Below are 21,441 nucleotides of genomic sequence, written 5' to 3' on the forward strand. Positions count from 1 at the left end.
AAAGTATAAAAAAAGTCCCAACAAATGTCAGGACTTTTTAAAATATATATTTTATATAAATTAGTTTTTTGTTTTTCTAGAACTTTTCGATTTTGAACCTACTCTAGACATTGCACATCTAAACCCAATATAGTCTGTTGCCATATTTTGTGGGAAATAGCGTCTTTGTGCTGGATCTAACCAGTATGCTCTGTCTTTCCAAGACCCACCTTTATAAACACGAGCTTCGTCGTTTACAAGAGATGTTCTTCTACTTGACTTATCGTATTCTCTAATTAATGTTCCAGCAGAATCTACTTCAACATTATGTTTTGGAGCGTTATACATTTTTCCTGTTACAGAAGCATCTTCACCTTCTACATCGTCATAAAAACCTTGATCGTAATCACGAGAAGAAGCGACGTCACCATCTCTAAAATTCCTGTTATCACTAGTGTCAAAGTTAGTACGTAAGTACGTTTCGTTTTCATCTACTGGCACTTGCGCAATTGCTCCTGGTAAATCTCTAGCGATTACTTTTCCATCTGGAAGCGTATCATATACAATCTCGTCTGTCGTTACAATTTTCACTGTACCGTCTTCTCCAATAGCGTTTTTAGTATAGACATTTCCACGGTAGTAATTAAAGTCATTAAACTCATCATCTACAATTGGTCTATAAACATCGGCAACCCATTCTGCAACGTTTCCAGCCATATCATATAGTCCATTATCGTTTGGTTTGAATGATTTTACTTGAGCAGTAATATCAGCACCATCGTCAGACCATCCTGCGATACCACCGTAATCCCCTTTACCTTGCTTAAAGTTAGCTAATTGATCTCCTCTTACTTTACGAGATCCTGAACGAGTATATTGTCCGTCCCAAGGATATTTTTTTCTACCTCTATATGTGTTGTAACTTCTTAATTCAGATAAACCTAAAGCAGCATATTCCCATTCAACTTCAGTTGGAAGTCTGTATTTTGGAGAAATAACACCCGTTTCTCTAGAAGCATAAACACCAGATTCGTTTCCTTCCGCATCTACTTGTGGTTTTATTTTTCCACCTTTTAAAATCTCTTCGTTTCCACCAAAAGATTGTGTAGGAGCGTTAATATAAGTTTCTGTGTTAAAGTTAGCATCTGCGGTAGCTTCGTATTGGCTTCCTTGTTTTAAGTAACCCTCTTTTTGCAATTTTAATTCGTTAACACGGTCTGTTCTCCATTTAGCGAATTCTACAGCTTGCATCCAGCTAACACCAACAACAGGGTACTCACCATAGCCTGGGTGACGTAAGTAATTGTTTGTCATAACTTCGTTGTAACCCAATCTATTTCTCCATACTAAGGTATCTGGAACAACACCTTCGTAGATTTTTCTAAAATTTTCTTCTTCCGGTGGGAATACTGTTTTAACCCAATCAAGGTACTCCATGTACATTTTATTGGTTACCTCAGTTTCGTCCATATAAAAAGACATTACGTGTTGTTGATTTGGTGTATTGTTCCAATCGTGCATAACATCATCTTGAACTCTACCCATTGTAAATGTTCCTCCTTCTACAAAAACTAAACCTGGGGCATTCTCTTGTCCCTTGTATTGTGTATTGTATTGAAATCCACCTTCTTTAGCGTTAATTTGCCAACCAGTAGCTCTAGATGTGTTAGAACCTCCCGATCTTTTACAGCCAACCAAAGTTAAAGATATCGCTAAGATCACTAATAACCTTGATATAAGTACTTTTTTCATATTCATACGTTTAAGTAAGATAATTAAGTTTTTTTTAAGAGACGCAATATAACAATTCTACATAACTCTACAACTAATTTTATAAAATTTGAATAAAATTTATATTCACTTTGACCTCTTTATTTACAGTATGTCGATTTTAAAACCTCTTTTTAAAGCGCCATATTGGAATACTATAACGGGAGACTTTATAATTTATTATTGTAGTTTTGCTATGTTTTTAAGAAATTTTTAAGAAACCAATACTAACAAGGTTATAATAACGTTATTTAGTCAATGAAAAAGATTTTATTTGTTTTTACTCTATTGGCTTGCACCGCTTTGTTTTCTCAGCAAAAAAAGTTTAATTTAGATTGGAATGGCACGACATTGATGACTACGGATGGTTATCGTGTACAAGTACCCGTTTTCACTCCTAAAGAACAGTATAGTTATGACGTTGATGCGGGATTTAAAATAGTGTCTCAATGGGAAGTAAGTTCTTCAATTAATGAAAACTCGGTTTCTGTAAGTGCTATCAAATACAGTCCTATTTCTATTTCAGAATTAAAGGGAGTCAATTTAAAAAGTATTCCAGACGCCTTTAAATTTTCAGTTAAAAACTCGACAGGTAGAAATAAAAAGTATGTAATGCTTAATGCTTCGGCGATAGTAAAATCGCAAACTGGAGGTTATAATAAAGTGACTGCTTTTACTTTGCAATTTAATACGGCTAGTAGAATGGGAGGGGCAAATTTTTCAGCAAATCAAAGTGTCTCAAATTCCGTTTTAAGGTCGGGGGCTTGGTATAAATTCGCGGTCGATAAAACGGGTGTATTTAAAATATCTAAGAATTTTTTAAATCAAATGGGAATCAATACCAATACTATCGATCCTAGACAGATTAAAATATTTGGTAATGGTGGACAAATGATACCTTATAAAAATGATATTAATTATCCTATAGACCCTATTGAAAATGCCATAACAATTGTTGGTGAAAGTGACGGTGTATTTCACGATAGCGATTATATTTTGTTTTATGGTGTTGGCCCCACCGGGATAGTAAAGGATACGAGAGTGAATACAAATTTAAATCCGTATAGTAATTTAGCGTATTATTATATAAGTATAAGTTCTGGTTTAGGAAAACGTATGCAATCGCTTATCGAGCCTGTAGGCGCTTCAGATGTAGTGATTACGAGTTTCGATGATTATAAATTTCACGAAGTAGATGAATTTAATCTCGCTTTTGTAGGTCGTCGTTGGTTTGGAGATAAATTTGATATAGAAACTACTAAAACCTTCAATTTTAACTTTCCTAATTTAGTAACGTCCCAACCTGTTAAAGTAAAGGTGATTGGCGTTTCTACGTCTGCAAACACGTCTACTATGACGGTTAAATTGAACGGTACCGATGTTTCGACGATGATATTACCGGGCGTTACCACTCCAAATTATGTTAGTGAAGCTTCACTTGAAGAGGATGTGAATTCTACTTCCGATGCTGTCGCTATTCAAATAACATATAACAAGGAAGGTAATCCAGGAGCGGTGGGCTATTTAGATTACATTGCATTAGAGGCCACTCGCGCTTTAAACTTTACAGGAAGTCAAATGCGTTTTAAAAAGAATGCAACAGCACAAACTACTGGAATTGGGGAATATGTTGTGTCGAATAGTGCTAATGTAAAAGAAATTTGGGAGGTTACCGATGCTAATAATGTAAGAACAAAACAAAATTTCGGGAACTCTAATATCAATTTTAAATCGGCTTTAGGAACAGTTAGAGAGTATGTTGCTATTTCAAATTCGGGATTCTACACACCTGTACTAGCTGCTAACTCTTCAGTTCAAAACCAAGATATAAAAGGACAAATATTTAAAAATAGTCAAGGAGATTTTCAAGATATAGATTATATAATTGTCACGCCAAATGCAAATTATAATCAGGCAGAACGCTTAGCGCAAATAAATAGAACTAGAAATAATTTAAATGTAAAAGTAGTTAGTTTAGAAACGATATATTCTGAATTCAGTACAGGAAATAAAGACATTTCAGCCATTAGAAACTTGGTGAAATATGTTTACGATAATGCCAGTACACCAGATAAACGACTGAAATATTTGTGTTTGTTTGGAGATAGTTCTTTTGACTATAAAGGAAGGATTGCCGAAAACACCTATTACGTTCCTTCGTGGCACGCTTATAGTAGTTTTAATTTAATCAATTCTTTTGTAACAGACGATTTTTATGGGATGATGGATCCCGATGAAGGAGAGTTATATATAAGTGATAAATTAGATATAGCTATAGGTCGTATGTTAGCCGACTCCCCGCAACGTGCTAAAGAATTAGTAGATAAAGTAGAAAGCTATTACACAAAAGAGGCGTACGGAAGTTGGAGAAATAATGTCGTCGTAATTTCCGATGATGTTGACGAATCTTACGAATCTAGCTTGCAAGAAACAACCGATAATATTGGTGATTTAATTTCAGAAAACAAACCTTTTATAAATGTCGTTAAAATCCATACCGATTCGTATAAACAAGAATCGTCGGTAGGAGGAGACCGTTATCCAGAGGTAACCACCGCTATTGCAAATGCTATAGAAAACGGCGCGTTGGTCGTTAATTATTTTGGTCACGGTGGGGAAGATGGATTAGCAAAAGAAAGAATTTTTGAAAAAACCGATGCTCAAGCATTGCGTAACGAATGCAAATTAAATTGTTTTGTTACCGTAACCTGCGAGTATACACGATTCGATAACCCGTTGCGCGAAACCGCTGGAGAATTAATTTACTGGAATACCTCTGGAGGTGCCGTGAGTTTAATAACAACGACACGTCAGATTTTTCTAGGTGTTGGAGTTACTTTTAATGTAAAGTTAGAAGAGTATTTGTTTTCATTTAGTGATTTAGATACCTATGGCGATTATGAATACCCATCGATGGCTGAAGCTCTAAGACTTACTAAAAGTGATCCCTCCATTTCTGGCATTGGTCAAAAACACTTAGTTTTTTATATTGGTGATCCGGCCTTAAAATTAGCCTTTCCAGAGCCAAATGTTAGACTTACAAAAATTAACGATGCTCCTGTGGCTCAAAACACCGAGGTTTTAGAGGCTCTAAGTTATGCGAAATTAGCAGGAGAAGTAACCGATTTAGCAGGAAACGTACTTACTAATTATAATGGTAAAGTAATCACAACAATTTACGATAAACCTATAGACCGCGAAACACTAGGAAACGATAATACGACGCAAGGTGGACAACTTATAATCTTAAATTATAAAACCTTAGGCGAGGTTATTTTTAGAGGTTTAGCTACAGTTACTAATGGTCAGTTTGAGTTCGATTTTATTGTACCAAAAGATATAGGTATTCCTGTTGGGTACGGTAAAGTGAGCTTTTATGCGTATCGAGAAACACCATTGTCCGATCAATCGGGTGCAACAACAACCAATTTACAAATAGGGGGCATTAACGAGAACGCGCCAGAAGATAATATAGGGCCCGTTATAAATTTATATCTCAATGATGAAAACTTTGCTTCCGGCGGAATTACCAACGAGTCACCAACATTATTAGTAAAACTTCAAGATGAAAACGGTATAAATACCGCCAGCGGAATTGGGCACGATATCGTGGCTACTATTGATGGCGACGAAGTCAATCCATTTGTTTTAAATAACTATTATGTTACAGAATTAGACGACTATACGCGCGGAGGATTAAGTTTTCCATTTAGAGATTTAAAACCTGGATTACATACGTTAACTTTAAAAGCTTGGGATGTGTATAATAATTCCTCGATTGCCGAAATACAGTTTGTCGTTTACGATCAAGATAATGGTTTAGTAATAGATAGAGTCTTAAATTATCCTAACCCCTTTGTAAATTATACCGAGTTTTGGTTTAATCATAACAGTTCAGAAATATTAAATATTTCTGTTCAAATTTTTACTATCTCTGGAAAAATAGTACGAACAATTAATGGTCAAACCTCGGGGGCGGGTTCTAAAATAACGACCTCAACGTCTCGCGATATCGTGTGGGATGGAAGGGACGATTTTGGCGATAAAATAGGAAAAGGAACCTATGTTTATAAATTGAAAGTACAATCGACATTAACTAACGATACCGTCGAAAAAATAGAGAAACTTGTAATCCTCTAATAATAAATTATATTTGTCTAATAAAAATTATATATGAAGAATAAAATAATAGCATTAGTTGCGTTGCTTACTGCCTCTTTTCAATTAAGTGCGCAGAACTCATTCGAAGTAACACCAAACCCCGATTCACGGGTGATAACTACAGGTATGCCCTTTTTATTAATCGCGCCAGATGCAAGAGCAGCGGCTATGGGAGATATGGGAGTAGCGACATCTGTAGATGCGTATTCTCAGAAGTGGAATCCCGCTAAATATGTATTCTCGACAGCAAAATCTGGAATTTCTTTAAGTTATACACCGTATTTAAGTAAGTTAGTTAATGATATAGGTGTCGGTTATGTATCTTATTTTAATAGGTTAAACGAACAAAGCGCTTTTGGAGCGAGTTTAACATACTTTAGTTTAGGTGAGATAGAGTTTCGAGAAACTGCAGATCAAGAGGCGTTAGTTCAAAAACCGAACGAACTAGCTTTAGATGTCTCATATACTTTACGTTTAAGCGATCAATTTGCTATGGCGGTTGCTATGCGTTATTTAAGATCGGATTTAAAATTAAACACTGGAGGAAATGATATTAAACCAGCAAGTACTGTTGGCGTAGATATTACAGGGTTTTACCAGAGTGAAGAAGAAGCGTATAACGATTTTAACGGGCGCTGGAGAGGTGGTTTTGCCATCCAAAACTTAGGACCAAAATTTAAATACGACGAAGGTGGTCAAGAAAACTTTCAACCAACAAACTTGCGTTTAGGAGGTGGTTTCGATTTTATATTCGATCAATACAATACATTAGGTGTTACTGTAGAGGTTTCTAAACTTTTAGTGCCAACACCTCCAGTGTATGGTACACAAACAGAATATGTAGATAATAACAATAATGGTGTTTACGATCCCGAAAACGGCGATGAGTTTGTAGACAGAGATACCAGTTATATTATAGACGGTAAAGATCCAGATGTTAGTTTTATTTCTGGTGTTTTTCAATCGTTTGGTGATGCTCCGGGAGGGGTCAGCGAAGAGTTAAAAGAATTTACTTATGCCTTAGGAGCAGAGTATATGTACCAAGATGCGTTTGCGTTTAGATTGGGTTATTTTAATGAAAACGAAAGTAAAGGAGCGCGTAAGTTTTTTGCATTGGGAGCAGGGTTTAAGTACAATGTTATTAATGTAGATTTATCATACTTATTTTCGGCGTCTAAAGTGCCAAGTCCGTTAGAAAGCACATTGCGATTCTCTCTAACATTTAATTTAGGAGAAGGTTCATATACCGAGTATTAAGAAAAAATCGTTAAAACAGAAAAAAACTATTGTGTAAAAGCAATAGTTTTTTTGTCTAACACCACTTTTTATAATAGCAATAAGATAAGTTATGAAAGAATTAAAAATAGAAACCACATTATACGTCTACGATGCGTTAAGCGAACTAGATAAAGAGGTGCAGGATTTAATGGAGCAGGCCGTTGAAGCAAGAGACAAAGCGTATGCGCCGTACTCTAAGTTTTATGTTGGTGCCGCTTTATTGTTAGATAATGGCGAAGTAATAACGGGTAGCAATCAAGAAAATGCGTCGTACCCTTCGGGCTTATGTGCAGAGCGAACCGCTATTTATTATGCGGGCGCAAAATATCCTAAGGCTCAGATTGTAAGAATGGCAGTTACCGCAGCGTCACAAATTAATAAAACAACAGCCCCAATCCCACCATGTGGTGCTTGTAGACAGGCTATTGCGGAGTACGAAGTAAAACAAGAAGTGCCAATAAAAATTTATTTTATGGGTGAAACAGGTGCTGTTGCAGTCTCTAATTCTCTAGCAAATTTATTGCCTTTGCTTTTCGATAAAGCCGCTCTATAACGATTTCGTAACATTTTCCGTTTTACAGTTTTTTCATTAGTGACTAATGTATTACTTTTGCTATTCGTTTATTAAAAATAACGTTTCCAAATGCAAAAAATAACAAAAGAAGTTTACCTTAAATGGTATGAAGATATGTATTTCTGGAGAAAGTTTGAAGACAAACTAGCTGCGGTCTACATACAACAAAAAGTAAGAGGATTTCTTCACTTATATAATGGTCAAGAAGCAGTGCTAGCAGGAGCGCTACATGCTATGGATTTATCGAAAGATAGAATGATTACTGCCTACCGTAACCACGTTCAACCTATTGGTATGGGTGTAGACCCTAAACGTGTTATGGCAGAATTGTACGGAAAAGCAACAGGAACATCTCAAGGCTTGGGAGGTTCTATGCATATTTTTTCTAAAGAACACCGTTTTTATGGTGGACACGGTATTGTTGGTGGTCAAATTCCTTTAGGAGCAGGTATTGCTTTTGGAGATAAATACCACGATAGAGATGCCGTTACACTTTGTTGTTTTGGAGATGGCGCAGCACGTCAGGGATCACTACATGAAACATTCAACTTGGCAATGTTATGGAAGTTACCTGTTGTTTTCGTTTGCGAAAATAATGGTTATGCGATGGGAACATCTGTAGAACGTACCGCTAACCATACCGATATTTGGAAATTAGGATTAGGTTACGAGATGCCTTGTGGACCAGTAGATGGAATGAATCCTGTAAAAGTAGCCGAAGCATTCGACGAAGCTATTGCAAGAGCACGTCGTGGTGACGGACCAACATTTTTAGAGCTTAAAACCTATAGATTTAGAGGACACTCTATGAGTGATGCACAACATTATAGAACTAAAGACGAAGTAGCAGAGTACAAGAAAATAGACCCTATTACGCAAGTAAAAGATAGTATTCTAGAAAACGAATATGCTACAAAAGAGGATCTTAAAGCCATAGACAAACGTGTTAAAGAGTTGGTTAATGAATGTGAGAAATTCGCTGACGAATCAGTATACCCTGAGAAAAACGTAATGTACGACGCTGTTTACGAACAAAAAGATTATCCGTTTATAGAGCATAAAATAAAATAAGCTATGGCAGAAGTAATAAATATGCCGCGTTTAAGCGACACGATGGAAGAAGGAACAGTTGCTAGCTGGTTAAAAAAAGTGGGTGACAAAATTGAGGAAGGAGATATTTTAGCCGAAATTGAAACCGATAAAGCAACGATGGAATTCGAGTCTTTTCACGAAGGGACGTTACTTCATATTGGTGTTCAAGAAGGAGAAACAACCAAAGTAGATAAGCTTTTGGCAATTATTGGTGAAGAAGGTGAAGATATTTCTGCGTTATTAGATGCAGGCGAAAGTACTTTGGAAGATAAAAAAGAAAAATCTGAAAGCTCTCAAGATGAAACTGAAGATACATCATCTGAAGATAATATAAAAGACGCATCAAAAACTGCTGAAACTAACGAAATTCCTGAAGGTGTTACCGTGGTAACAATGCCTCGCTTAAGCGATACGATGGAAGAAGGTACTGTGGCGACGTGGTTAAAGCACGTGGGAGATACCGTTGAAGAAGGAGATATTCTTGCCGAAATCGAAACAGATAAAGCAACAATGGAATTTGAATCTTTCCAATCGGGTATATTATTATACGTCGGTCTAGAAGAAGGAGATTCTGCTAAAGTAGATGCCTTATTAGCTATTATTGGCCCAGAAGGAACAGATGTTTCCGGAATTGCTAAAAACTATAATAGTGGAGGTGAGTCTGCTAAAGCTGAAAAGCCAGTAGAAAAAGAAGCGCCTAAAAATGAGGGAAAAACAGCAACGGTTGCAACGCCAAAAGCACAAGACAAAAAAACCGAAGCGCAACCGGTACCAAAAACAAATAATTCTGGACGTATATTTATTTCCCCTTTAGCCAAAAAAATGGCCGAAGAAAAAGGAATCGATATTAATGAAGTTCAAGGTTCTGGAGAAAACGGTCGTGTTGTAAAACGCGATATAGAAAGCTTTACTAGTTCGGTAGCATCGTCTGCTTCTGCAGCGAAGTTTGTACCAACTGGCCAGGAAGATTTCGACGAGAAACCAAACTCGCAAATGCGAAAAGTAATAGCGAAACGTTTAGCAGAGTCTAAATTTACAGCACCACATTATTATTTAAATGTGGAGTTCGATATGGAGAACGCTATGGCTTTTAGAGCACAATACAATTCGTTACCAGATACAAAAATATCTTACAACGATATGATTGTTAAGGCGTGTGCTTTAGCATTACGTCAGCATCCACAAGTAAATTCTCAGTGGTTTGCAGATAAAATGAAGTTAAACAATCACGTACATATTGGCGTCGCGGTAGCTGTCGAAGATGGTTTAGTCGTGCCGGTTGTAAAATTTGCAAACGAGCAATCGTTACCTCAAATTAATGCAGCGGTAAAAGATTTTGCTGGTCGTTCACGAAGTAAGAAGTTAACACCTCAAGAAATGGAAGGAAGTACCTTTACTGTTTCTAACTTAGGAATGTTTGGCATTGAAAGTTTTACATCCATTATCAATCAGCCTAACTCTGCCATTTTATCTGTGGGAGCCATTCTTGAAAAGCCAGTAGTTAAAAACGGACAAGTAGTAGCTGGAAATACAATGAAATTATGCTTGGCTTGCGATCACCGAACAGTTGATGGTGCAACGGGAGCTCAGTTTTTACAAACATTAAAAGGATATATTGAAAATCCAGTAACGATGTTAGTATAATTTACAAATCATACTATAATTAATCCTGTATCAATTTTTTTGATACAGGATTTTTTTATCTTTAAACTTTAATAAATTCAATTACCAAACAAACCAATAATTATGAGAAAACTACTAGTATTATTTTTAATTCCCTTTTTATTTATTAGTGTATCTGCTTGTAAATCATCAGGGGTTACCACTGAAAAAAAATACACAGTTACAGCAGATGAGGTTAAAGCAATGGTTTCTTTTTTAGCTTCAGATGAATTAAAAGGAAGAGATACCGGTAGTGAAGGTATAAATACAGCGGCGACTTATATAGCTAATGAATTTAAAGCTTTAGGTATAAAACCTTATTTTGAGGAGTATCGCGATACTTTTAAAATGGAAGGTGTCGATGCTTTTAATGTGGTAGGGTATATTGAAGGAAACGATGCCACTTTAAAAGATGAATTTATTATTATCGGTGCACACTACGACCATATTGGAGAAATTGCAGCTGTAGAAGGAGATGTCATTGCAAACGGTGCTAACGATAATGCCGCAGGTACGAGTGCTGTTATGACTTTAGCTAAATATTTTTCCACTAAGAAAACAAAACGTAGCTTATTATTTGTGGCGTTTACCGCAGAAGAAAAAGGCTTGTTAGGGTCTAAACACCTAGCCAATACATTAAAAGAAAATAATTTTAATTTGTATGCGATGTTTAACTTAGAAATGATAGGTGTACCATTAATTAATACAGAGCATCAAGCGTTTCTTACAGGATACGACCGTTCAAATTTAGCCGAAGTAATGAATACGTATGCGGGTCAGGAATTGATTGGCTCTTCGGAGGTTGCTAAAAAATACGGTTTATTTAAGCGCTCAGATAACTATCCGTTTTTTAAAGTGTTTAATGTTCCTGCACACACGGTGTCGTCATGCGATTTAACCAACTTTGATTTTTACCACCACGTACACGACGAAATCGATAAACTCGATTATACATTTATGGCTAATTTAATAAATGCCTTAGGGCCAGTTATAGAAAAAACGGCGAATGCCTCAACAAACGAAATACAGTTATATGGAAACTAAAAATATAATTATTACGGGAACTAGTCGGGGTATTGGTTTCGAATTGGTGCAATTATTAGCGCGTCAAGGCCACAATGTATTGGCATTGTCTAGAAATAATGAGCCTATAAGTAATCTTAATTTTAAGACTCTTAATGCTTTTGCGTTCGATTTATCCAAGCCTGAAGATTATGAGAAAGTGACACACTTTATAGAAACAGAATGGAAGCACGTTGATATTTTAATTAATAACGCGGGTGCTTTAATTAATAAGCCTTTTATGGAAACAACTAGGGAGGAATTTGAAGCCGTTTATAAAACAAATGTTTTTGGAGTTGCCGAAATGACACGTACCGTTTTACCGTTTATGAAAAAGGATTCTCACGTTGTTACTATCAGTTCAATGGGCGGTATTCAAGGGAGTGTAAAATTCCCGGGGTTATCTGCTTATAGTTCTAGTAAAGGCGCTGTTATAACGCTTACCGAGCTTTTAGCGGAAGAATTTAAAGCAACAGGGCCAAGCTTTAACGTGTTGGCTTTGGGCGCAGTAAAAACCGAAATGTTAGCAGAGGCTTTTCCGGGGTTAGAGGTGCCCACTTCAGCGTTGCATATGGCCGAATATATCGCACAGTTTTCATTAACCGCGCAAAAATTTTACAACGGTAAAGTGTTGCAAGTTTCTAACTCTACACCTTAGGTTTAAGGCAGCTTGCAATGCAGCATTCAACATAAATAAAATATGGCAGATACACAATCTAACCCGTTTCCTGTGGGCGCTTTAGCACCTTCATTTAAACTGTTAAATCCGTTGACTGGCGCGAAGCAATCGCTGGAAGAATGTAAAGGAGAACACGCCACGGTTATTGTGTTTATGTGCAACCATTGTCCGTTTGTCATCCATATTAATAAAATGATGGTAGCAGTGGCTAATAAGTATATTAAAAAGGGCGTTACGTTTATCGCTATTAGCAGTAATGATGTTAAGAATTATCCTCAGGATTCCCCCAAATTAATGGCAGAATTAGCGCAAAATGAACAGTTTCCATTTCCATATTTATACGATGAAAGTCAGGAAGTGGCGAAAGCGTATAATGCGGCGTGTACACCCGATTTTTACGTGTTTAATAATCGTTTGAAAGCGACGTACCACGGCCAGTTCGACGATTCTAGACCTAGAAATGGAAGGCCCGTTACAGGGCACGATGTACAATATGCTTTAGACCGTATTTTAAGTCACGGTGCACCACCCGAAAATCAGAAGCCAAGTATTGGGTGTAATATTAAATGGAAGCAAGAGTTAACGTAAAAATAAGAGTATTTAAACACCGATGGTGTTAAATTAAAGTACTTTTGTGAAAAATTATAAAATGCAACAAACAACAAATACAATTTTAATGATTCGTCCTGTAAGTTTTAGGATGAATGAACAAACTGCTGTTAATAATTATTTTCAAGAAGAATTACAGTTGAAAAACGCCGAAGTTAATGCTCAAGCTCAAGACGAATTTGATAATCTTGTAGGAAAACTAAGAGCGGTTGGTGTAACTGTAATTGTTGAAAATGATGTTCTTGAATTAGATACTCCAGATTCTATTTACCCAAACAATTGGGTGAGTTTTCATGAGAATGGAACTGTTGGTTTATATCCAATGTTTGCAGAAAATAGAAGAAGAGAACGAAGAGAAGAGGTTTTAGAACGTCTTGAAAAAGAAGGTTTCGAAATAAAAAATATTATCGATTACACGTCTGCGGAAGCAGAAGGTGTTTTCTTAGAAGGTACTGGAAACTTATTGTTAGACCGCGCAAACGAAAAAGCCTATTGCGCATTATCTCCTAGAGCAGACGAAACGTTATTTATAGAATTTTGCGAAGATTTTGAATTTACTCCAATAGTATTTACAGCATACCAAACGGTAGAGGGAAAGCGATTGCCTATTTACCACACTAATGTTATGATGTGTATAGCAGAAACATTTGCCGTTATCTGTTTAGATACTATAGACGATAAAAAAGAACGCAATCTCGTTATTAAAAATCTACAAGAAGATAATAAAGAAATTATTAACATTTCTGTGGAGCAAATGGAGCACTTCGCAGGAAATATGTTACAAGTGCTTGGTGCTGAAGATAAGCGCTATTTGGTAATGAGTGAAGCGGCCTTCAAGTCGTTATTACCAGCACAGATTACTTTAATAGAAAAACATTGTGAGATTATTAATAGTCCGTTACCAACTATCGAGGTTTGCGGTGGCGGAAGTGCACGTTGTATGATGGCTGAAGTGTTTTTGCCAAAAGTTTAATTTAAACTAATTCGGGTGTTTTAACCTTATCTTTAGGGAGTTCTATGTAAAACGAACTCCCTTTATTTATGGTGCTGTCCACCCAGATTCTTCCATTATTTAATTCTACCAAGTCTTTACAGATACTTAATCCTAAACCGGTACCTTTTTCGTTGTTTGTGCCAATAGTTGAAATTGAATTTTTGCTAAATAATTGGCGTTGATTTTCTTCTGTAATACCAATTCCCGAATCGGCAACTGTAATCAAAGCGTAGCCGTTACTTATGTGGTTTGAAAGCGTAATAATATCTCCAGATTTACAAAACTTAACAGCATTCGCTAAAAGGTTTTGTATAATTATTTCAACCATACTTCTATCGGCATACACGACGTCTTTTACCGTTTTATCAACGAGTTGAATGTTTTTACTCTGCAGTTTTAAATCGATTAGTTTAATTTTCTCGTAAAACACCTCTTGAATATCAAATAGGGAAGGATTAGATACTAAGGTTTGCATTTGCGATTTGGACCAGTTTAATAAATTAAAAAGGAGTAGCGATGCATTATTAGCATTATCACTCAATTCCGGTAATAAACTGCGAAACTCATCTTGTGAGATAGACCCATCCTTTAATAAATCTATAAACTCTTTTGTTGAAATTAAGGAATCTTTTAAATCGTGAGAGACAATAGAAAACAGCTTGTCTTTAATATCATTAATACTTTCCAAATGTTCTTTTTGTTCTAATATTGATTTATTCTCAAGTTCTATGTCTCTATTTTTTGTTTCGAGGCGTCTTATGTCTTTTAATAGACCATTACGTTTTATTGAAATTGAAATTAAAAATAAAAGGGCTATAGCAAATACAATAATTAAGACGTAAAAAGCTAGTTTAAAGGGGGTATTAGCTTGCGTGTTAGCAACAGTGCTAACCTTTATTTTTGATAAGGTCGATACTTTAAGGTCATCATTTTCGATAGTAATAGCATCTAAAGTTCTCGCGAGTTGCTCTTTTTTCTCTTTTTCTCGGTCTAAACGATTCTTAATAGTGAAGTATTTTGATTGCCATAAATACGCTTGCTTAAAATTACCTTGTAACGAATCTAAATCTTTTAAAAGTCTGTAACTATATAATAGTTTTTGTTTATCATTAATAGATTCTCCCAGTGTTTTGGCTTCTAAGGCTAATTTTTTCGCCGTTTTAAAACGTCTTTTTATCCTATTTAATTCGGCTAAACCATTTAAAGAGTGTATCGTTCCTTCTGTGTTTTTTAATCGTCTGTTAATTTCTAATCCTTCAATAAGATGTCTATTTGCTAAATCTAAATTTTTAAAATTAATATATGCTGTACCCAGTTGCGGCTGTATTCTACCTTTATATTCCTCGTTCTTAGTGTCGAGGAGGGTTAGTGCGTTTTCAAAATTAAATACAGCTTCTTTATAGTGCTTGTGTTCAATATATAATTCTGCTAAATCAATGTGTGTCTGTAGTATGGCCTCTCGGTTTCCCAGGTTTTTATTTATTTCAATATTTTTAAGATAAAACTTTTGAGAATTTTCAAATTGATTAATGTTTTTATAAGCAGAAGCCAGTGTATTGTAAGCCTCAGAAAGCGTAGGCGAATCGTTTTTACTTTCTAATTGAATAATTCCTTTTTTAATATTAATAATTCCTTGCTTATAATCGCCGTGTTCAATTTGTATAGCTCCCAATTTGCTGTTAATTTCCGCAGTGAAAAGGGAATCGTTTAATTTAATGGAAAGTGCTTTTGATTTATTTAGTAGGTTTACCGAAGTAATATAGTCGTCTTTTAAAGAAAGAATTAATGCTTTATAGTACAGCAGTTGCGCTAGTTTTTTATCCGAATTTAATTTTTTAGATAATTTCTCACTTTGCTTAATATGCTTTAGGGCTTTATCAAAATCCTTTAGAGCTATTAAGTTTTTAATAATTTCAATAGAAATAGCAACTTTTGAGGACTCAGAGCTTTCGTAAGCTAATTGTATAGCAAGATTATCTAATTCTTCAGTTTGAGAAAAACAGTTTAAGGAAACTAGAGCTAAAAATAAAACGAATAGATGCTTCATACATTTATCGCTAATTAACAAATGTTAAATCGAATTCGGGGTTAAAAAAAGTAAAAGTATTTAAAGTCAGTTAATTAGCAGTAACAAAAATTAGAAAAATGTTATAAAAAAACTAATTTAAAGGTTAAAAAACAAGTAAATCAGATTAAACAGACATACGGTAGGATTACCTCGTTGAATTAAGATGTGAAATATAATCATTCGGTGGTAACGTTAAAATGCCGTACTTCTTTTAACGTTTTATAACGACGCTTAAAACAAGGTTCCTTGAAGACGGTTTCTTTAATTTCTTAAGACTGAATGCAAGCGGAATCCGGTATTTTTGTAATAATAATAGTATCTTTGCAAGTCTAAAAAACGTTATAAATGAGCCTTCAAGCAACAGTATCAAAACAAGTACAAAAAGCGGTACACGAACTGTATCAAGCGAACCTAGAAACGGTAGAATTTCAAGCGACTCGTAAGGAGTTTGCCGGAGATATTACTATAGTTGTATTTCCGATGCTGCGGGTAATAAAAGGCAATCCGGTACAAATTGGTGAAGCAATTGGTAGCTATTTGGTCGATAATGTTAAAGACGTAAAAGCCTTTAATGTTGTTAAAGGCTTTTTAAATATAGAGATTGAAGATAGTTATTATATCGCGTTTTTTAATGCGGTAAAAGATAATAGTACCTTCGGCTTTGTGTTGCCTTCAGTAGAAGGTAAATCGGTTATGGTCGAGTACTCTTCACCTAATACCAACAAACCACTACACTTAGGCCATGTTAGAAACAACTTATTAGGATATAGTGTTTCTGAAATTATAAAAGCGTCGGGAAAAAAAGTCTATAAAACTCAAATTATAAACGACCGTGGTATTCATATTTGTAAGAGTATGTTAGCCTGGAAACGTTATGGTAATAATGAAACACCAGAGTCTACAGGATTGAAAGGCGACAAGCTAGTTGGTAATTACTACGTAAAGTTCGACCAAGAATATAAAAAAGAGATTGAAGCTTTAAAAGCGGAAGGAAAAACTGAAGATAAAGCAAAAAAAGAGGCGCCTATTTTAATTGAAGCGCAACAAATGCTTTTAGCGTGGGAAGCGGGAGATGAAGAAACGGTTACACTCTGGAAAACGATGAACCAATGGGTGTATAAAGGTTTTGATGTAACCTATAAAAACCTCGGGGTGGATTTCGATTGCTTGTACTATGAAAGTGAAACGTACCTTTTAGGAAAAGAATTCGTAGATCAAGGTTTAAAAACGGGGGTGTTCTTTAAAAAAGAAGACGGTTCGGTGTGGTGCGATTTAACCGAAGATGGCTTAGACGAAAAAATCGTGTTACGAAGCGATGGTACAGCCGTTTATATGACGCAAGATATTGGTACGGCAATACAGCGTATTAAAGATTATCCAGATGTTGGTGGAATGGTCTATACTGTGGGTAACGAACAAGATTATCACTTTTCAGTATTGTTTTTAATATTGAAGAAATTGGGCTTTGATTGGGCTAAAAACTTATTTCATTTAAGTTACGGAATGGTAGATTTACCTTCGGGAAAAATGAAAAGTAGAGAAGGAACAGTGGTCGATGCCGACGATTTGGTTGCTGAAATGGCTACCACAGCAGGAGAAATCTCAGAAGAATTAGGAAAGTTAGACGGTTATTCTCAAGACGAAAAAAACGAATTATTTAGCACTATTGGTTTAGGCGCCTTAAAATATTACATCTTAAAGGTAGATCCTAAAAAACGAATTTTATTCGATCCAAAAGAATCTATCGATTTTCAAGGAAATACAGGGCCTTTTATTCAGTATACGTATGCTAGAATTCAGTCTATTTTAAGAAAAGCGAATTTAGAAGCTGAAGGTCTTGTTACAGATTTTGCTTACGAATTACACGATAAAGAAAAAGCATTACTAAAGCAATTACAAGTGTTTCCAGAAGTCATTCAGAATGCGGCAACACAACATAGTCCTGCTTTACTAGCCAATTATACTTACGATTTAGTAAAAGATTTTAATTCTTTTTACCAAAACGTACCTATTGTTTTAGGTAACGACGACCCGCAATCTCAAGTATTTAGAGTGCAATTATCGAATATGGTAGCGCAAACTATAAAAAATGCTTTCGGTTTATTGGGCATTAATGTGCCAGAACGTATGTAATAACGTCTGTAATTTTACAGAAGCCTAAACAGTTAAGCGATTCGTGTATAGTGTTAACGGAACGCTATATGCGATTTTAAAATTTTAAAATCTTCGTTCTTTTATTACATAAATGCTTAAAATTAACGCATGCAAAATACTATTTCAAACCATATTCCTAAACAAGCAAAAGCTCAAGTTGTACAACTTTTAGAAGAAGATGGTTTAAGTGTTTTAGTAAAAAAAGAACGTAAAACACGTCATGGTGATTATAGAAAGTTACCAAACGGAAAGCATCAAATAACGATAAATAGCAATTTAAATAGCTATCGGTTTTTAATTACATTAATACACGAAATAGCACATTACGAAGCGTATAAAACCTATGGTAAATTTATAAAACCGCACGGTAAAGAATGGAAGTACACCTTTCAGCATTTAATGTTGCCCTTTTTAAATCCAGCTATTTTTCCTGTCACTTTATTGCCCTTATTAGCACACCATTTTAAGAATCCTAAAGCTAGTAGCGATACTGATACGGCATTGGTTTATGCGCTTAAACAATACGACTCCCCAAATGACAAAACCCTTGTGTTTGAGGTGCCTTTAGGAAGCACTTTTAAATTATATAATGGCAGAGTGTTTAAAAAAGGAGGGATACGCACAAAACGTTATGAATGTGTTGAAGTTAAGTCGGGAAAAGTGTATCTTTTCAATCCCAATGCAGAAGTTGAAATCATAGCTTCAGCTTAATTAAATTAAAATTAAAAGTATTTCTCTTACAAAGAAATTATAAATATGAATAAAAATTATTACGCTATTTTAATGGCTGGTGGTGTTGGATCTCGATTCTGGCCAGTAAGTACTCAAGAGTTTCCAAAACAGTTTCACGATATGTTGGGAACAGGCGAAACATTAATTCAAAAAACATTTAGTCGCTTATCTAAAATTATTCCCAAAGAAAATATCTTCATTTTAACCAATGAATGTTATAACGATTTGGTTTTAGAACAGTTGCCAGAAGTATCGTCCAAGCAAGTGGTGTTAGAGCCTGCAATGCGAAATACAGCGCCTTGTATTTTATACGCGTCCCTTAAAATTGAAAAAATAAATCCCAATGCGGTCGTTATTGTAGCACCTAGCGATCATTGGATTGAAGATGAGATGGCGTTTACAAACAATGTTGAAGAAGCGTTCGAGTTTTGCCAAGAAAACGATGCATTAATGACCTTAGGTATTAAGCCTACATTTCCTAATACAGGGTATGGCTATATCGAATTCGATAAAGAAAATACAGATACCATTAAACCGGTTAAGCAATTTCGAGAAAAACCAGATTATAACACGGCAAAAGAATTTATAGCCAAAGGTAATTTTGTGTGGAATGCTGGAATTTTTATGTGGGGTGTTCAAAATGTCCTAAAAGCATTTAAAGAGAATCAATCGGATTTGTTTACTCTTTTTAAATCGGGGCAAGCCCTTTATAACACTAAAGAAGAAGCCGCTTTTATTGAAGAAAACTATCCTAAAGCCGAAAACATATCAGTCGATTACGCCATAATGGAAAAATCGAAAAATGTGTTTGTACTTCCAGCCGCATTCGACTGGAACGATTTAGGAACTTGGGGAAGTTTATACGATAAATTACCAAAAGACGATAATAATAATGCCATTGTAAATGCGAAAACGTTAGTCGAAAATAGCACTGGTAATATGATTAGAACCGAAAACGATAAGGTGGTTATTGTCGACGGATTAAAAGATTACATCATTGTAGATAAAAAAGATGTTTTGCTTATCTTTCCTAAAGACAAAGAGCAAGATATTAAAATTGTATTAAATAAAGTAAAAGAGAATTTTGGTGATCATTTAGGTTAGAATATGAGCGAAGAACATAAATTTAATTTTTCTGAAGAGGAAGAAAATGGATCCAAGGGTAACGCGGAATCAAAGACTGAAGGAAAAGCAACAGGATCTTCTAAAGAAGCAGTAAAAGAAGATGCCAAAGGACTTTTTGAAAGTATAAAAGCCTTTCTAGTCGAACTTTTAGACTTTAGAAGTGATACCGATCGCGATGCAACTATAGCAGCGATTAAAGCGGATATTCCTTTTAAAGGCGCAACAGCTTGGATTTTGATTTGTTCTATTTTTGTGGCTTCCATTGGTTTAAATGCTAACTCTACAGCAGTGGTAATTGGCGCGATGTTAATTTCTCCGTTAATGGGGCCTATTTTAGGAATAGGCTTATCTATTGCCATTAACGACATTGATACTTTAAAACGGTCTCTAATAAACTTAGCTATAATGCTTATTTTAAGTTTATTAACAGCGTATTTGTTCTTTGAATTTTTCCCGTTAAGTGAAGATACTTCCGAGCTTCTAGGACGTACACGACCAGATATTCGCGATGTTTTAATTGCCTTTTTTGGTGGTTTGGCTTTAATTATTGCACGTACCAAAAAAGGAACGATTGCCTCGGTAATATTTGGGGTGGCTATTGCAACAGCCTTAATGCCGCCTTTATGTACGGCCGGCTATGGTTTGGCAAAAGGAAACTGGAGCTATTTTAGTGGTGCGATGTATTTGTTTAGTATCAATACTATATTTATTGCATTAGCGACGTTCTTGGTACTAAAAATATTGCGATTTCCAATGCTTAAATATGCTAACTCGGCAAAAAGGAAACGTATTTCTCAAATAGCTTCAGTAGTAGCAATTATTGTAATGATTCCTGCGGCGATTTCATTTTACACGGTATTACAAGAAAGTAAGTACGAAATGTCTTATAAAAACTTCATAGAAAACGAGATTGAAACTAACGACGATTTATGGTTGCAACGCAAAAAGTTAGACATTAAAGAGCATAAAATTAGTCTTTATTTTAATGGTGAAATGAGCGATGCTATTATTACCGCTTTACGAAATGAACTAAGAAACGGCTCAGACTATAATAATATTAAAGATTTCGAATTGGTTATTAATAGTAATGAAACCAGAAGCGTAGACCGTATTTCTGAGTCTCTGGATCGCGCTTATGCTGATTTAGATAGAAAGGATAACGTAATCCACGGACTTCAAACAGAAATTGAAAGTTTACAGGAAACTGTTAAGAACTTAAATATCCAGATGGAGAAGAAGGGGAATCCTTTTGGAACTATTTCATTTACTACTTTAGCTAAGGATGCTAAAATTAGATTTAGAGATTTAGAATATTTCGGTTATTCTAAAATGTTAGAAACAAAAGATTTTATTAAAATAGACACGGTTTCTGTAATTGATGTAGAATGGGATAAACGATTACAGGACTCAGTAAAATTAAGAAAAGAGAAAGAATTAAAAATATGGTTGAAGAATACCGTTAAAACAGATTCTATATTAGTAAAGAAACATTTAAGGTGAAA

15 protein-coding genes are annotated in these 21,441 nt (G+C 35.2%); 13 read left to right on the top strand and 2 right to left on the bottom strand.

The features are described 5' to 3' along the window. Positions 1 to 60: 60 nt before the first annotated feature. Positions 61 to 1,737, bottom strand: a complete 1,677-nt coding sequence (gene gldJ, locus ES676_RS06865) for a gliding motility lipoprotein GldJ (RefSeq protein ID WP_211357857.1) — start codon at positions 1,735 to 1,737, stop codon at positions 61 to 63. 270 nt (positions 1,738 to 2,007) lie between these two features. Between gldJ and porU the strand changes: the two genes are divergently transcribed. The 9 genes from porU (at position 2,008) to ctlX (ending at position 13,839) form a co-directional block, all read left to right on the top strand. Beyond that, on the top strand, positions 2,008 to 5,889 hold the full coding sequence (porU, locus tag ES676_RS06870) for a type IX secretion system sortase PorU (protein WP_148369588.1): 3,882 nt from the start codon (positions 2,008 to 2,010) through the stop codon (positions 5,887 to 5,889). A 33-nt stretch (positions 5,890 to 5,922) separates the two neighbouring features. Next, positions 5,923 to 7,167, top strand: coding sequence for a type IX secretion system outer membrane channel protein PorV (gene porV / locus ES676_RS06875; protein WP_148369589.1), 1,245 nt, complete (start codon positions 5,923 to 5,925; stop codon positions 7,165 to 7,167). Between the two features lie 91 nt (positions 7,168 to 7,258). After that, positions 7,259 to 7,741, top strand: coding sequence for a cytidine deaminase (cdd, locus tag ES676_RS06880; RefSeq protein ID WP_148369590.1), 483 nt, complete (start codon positions 7,259 to 7,261; stop codon positions 7,739 to 7,741). A gap of 90 nt (positions 7,742 to 7,831) precedes the next feature. Further along, the gene (gene pdhA, locus ES676_RS06885; protein ID WP_148369591.1) at positions 7,832 to 8,833 is read left to right on the top strand and encodes a pyruvate dehydrogenase (acetyl-transferring) E1 component subunit alpha; all 1,002 of its coding nucleotides are present in this window, start codon (positions 7,832 to 7,834) and stop codon (positions 8,831 to 8,833) included. 3 nt (positions 8,834 to 8,836) lie between these two features. Further along, positions 8,837 to 10,498: a pyruvate dehydrogenase complex dihydrolipoamide acetyltransferase gene (locus ES676_RS06890; protein WP_148369592.1), complete on the top strand. Its 1,662-nt coding sequence runs from the start codon at positions 8,837 to 8,839 to the stop codon at positions 10,496 to 10,498. Positions 10,499 to 10,600: 102 nt separating this feature from the next. Further along, positions 10,601 to 11,560 carry a M28 family peptidase gene (locus ES676_RS06895; RefSeq protein ID WP_148369593.1) on the top strand — a complete coding sequence of 320 codons (960 nt, stop codon included), beginning with the start codon at positions 10,601 to 10,603 and terminating at the stop codon, positions 11,558 to 11,560. Continuing rightward, positions 11,550 to 12,236 carry an SDR family NAD(P)-dependent oxidoreductase gene (locus ES676_RS06900; RefSeq protein WP_148369594.1) on the top strand — a complete coding sequence of 229 codons (687 nt, stop codon included), beginning with the start codon at positions 11,550 to 11,552 and terminating at the stop codon, positions 12,234 to 12,236. The genes ES676_RS06895 and ES676_RS06900 overlap by 11 nt, the downstream gene beginning before the upstream one ends. A gap of 42 nt (positions 12,237 to 12,278) precedes the next feature. Further along, the gene (locus ES676_RS06905) at positions 12,279 to 12,845 is read left to right on the top strand and encodes a thioredoxin family protein (protein WP_148369595.1); all 567 of its coding nucleotides are present in this window, start codon (positions 12,279 to 12,281) and stop codon (positions 12,843 to 12,845) included. 61 nt (positions 12,846 to 12,906) lie between these two features. Beyond that, entirely contained in the window at positions 12,907 to 13,839 is a 933-nt protein-coding gene (gene ctlX, locus ES676_RS06910; protein WP_148369596.1) for a citrulline utilization hydrolase CtlX, read from the top strand. A gap of 1 nt (position 13,840) precedes the next feature. Here the strand turns inward: ctlX and ES676_RS06915 are convergent, their stop codons facing one another. Continuing rightward, positions 13,841 to 15,907 (bottom strand): ATP-binding protein, encoded by a 2,067-nt coding sequence (locus ES676_RS06915; RefSeq protein WP_148369597.1) that lies wholly within the window; start codon positions 15,905 to 15,907, stop codon positions 13,841 to 13,843. A 366-nt stretch (positions 15,908 to 16,273) separates the two neighbouring features. On the opposite strand from ES676_RS06915, the gene argS reads away from it, so the two are divergent. The 4 genes from argS to ES676_RS06935 all read left to right on the top strand — a co-directional run bounded on the left by argS (position 16,274) and on the right by ES676_RS06935 (position 21,439). Then, positions 16,274 to 18,061 carry an arginine--tRNA ligase gene (argS, locus tag ES676_RS06920; protein WP_148369598.1) on the top strand — a complete coding sequence of 596 codons (1,788 nt, stop codon included), beginning with the start codon at positions 16,274 to 16,276 and terminating at the stop codon, positions 18,059 to 18,061. Between the two features lie 129 nt (positions 18,062 to 18,190). After that, the gene (locus tag ES676_RS06925; RefSeq protein WP_148369599.1) at positions 18,191 to 18,793 is read left to right on the top strand and encodes a SprT-like domain-containing protein; all 603 of its coding nucleotides are present in this window, start codon (positions 18,191 to 18,193) and stop codon (positions 18,791 to 18,793) included. A gap of 45 nt (positions 18,794 to 18,838) precedes the next feature. Continuing rightward, on the top strand, positions 18,839 to 19,918 hold the full coding sequence (locus tag ES676_RS06930) for a mannose-1-phosphate guanylyltransferase (protein WP_148369600.1): 1,080 nt from the start codon (positions 18,839 to 18,841) through the stop codon (positions 19,916 to 19,918). Positions 19,919 to 19,921: 3 nt separating this feature from the next. Next, positions 19,922 to 21,439: a DUF389 domain-containing protein gene (locus tag ES676_RS06935; RefSeq protein WP_148369601.1), complete on the top strand. Its 1,518-nt coding sequence runs from the start codon at positions 19,922 to 19,924 to the stop codon at positions 21,437 to 21,439. Positions 21,440 to 21,441 lie beyond the last annotated feature (2 nt).

This window comes from Bizionia saleffrena (assembly GCF_008086175.1).
Classification (GTDB): domain Bacteria; phylum Bacteroidota; class Bacteroidia; order Flavobacteriales; family Flavobacteriaceae; genus Bizionia; species Bizionia saleffrena.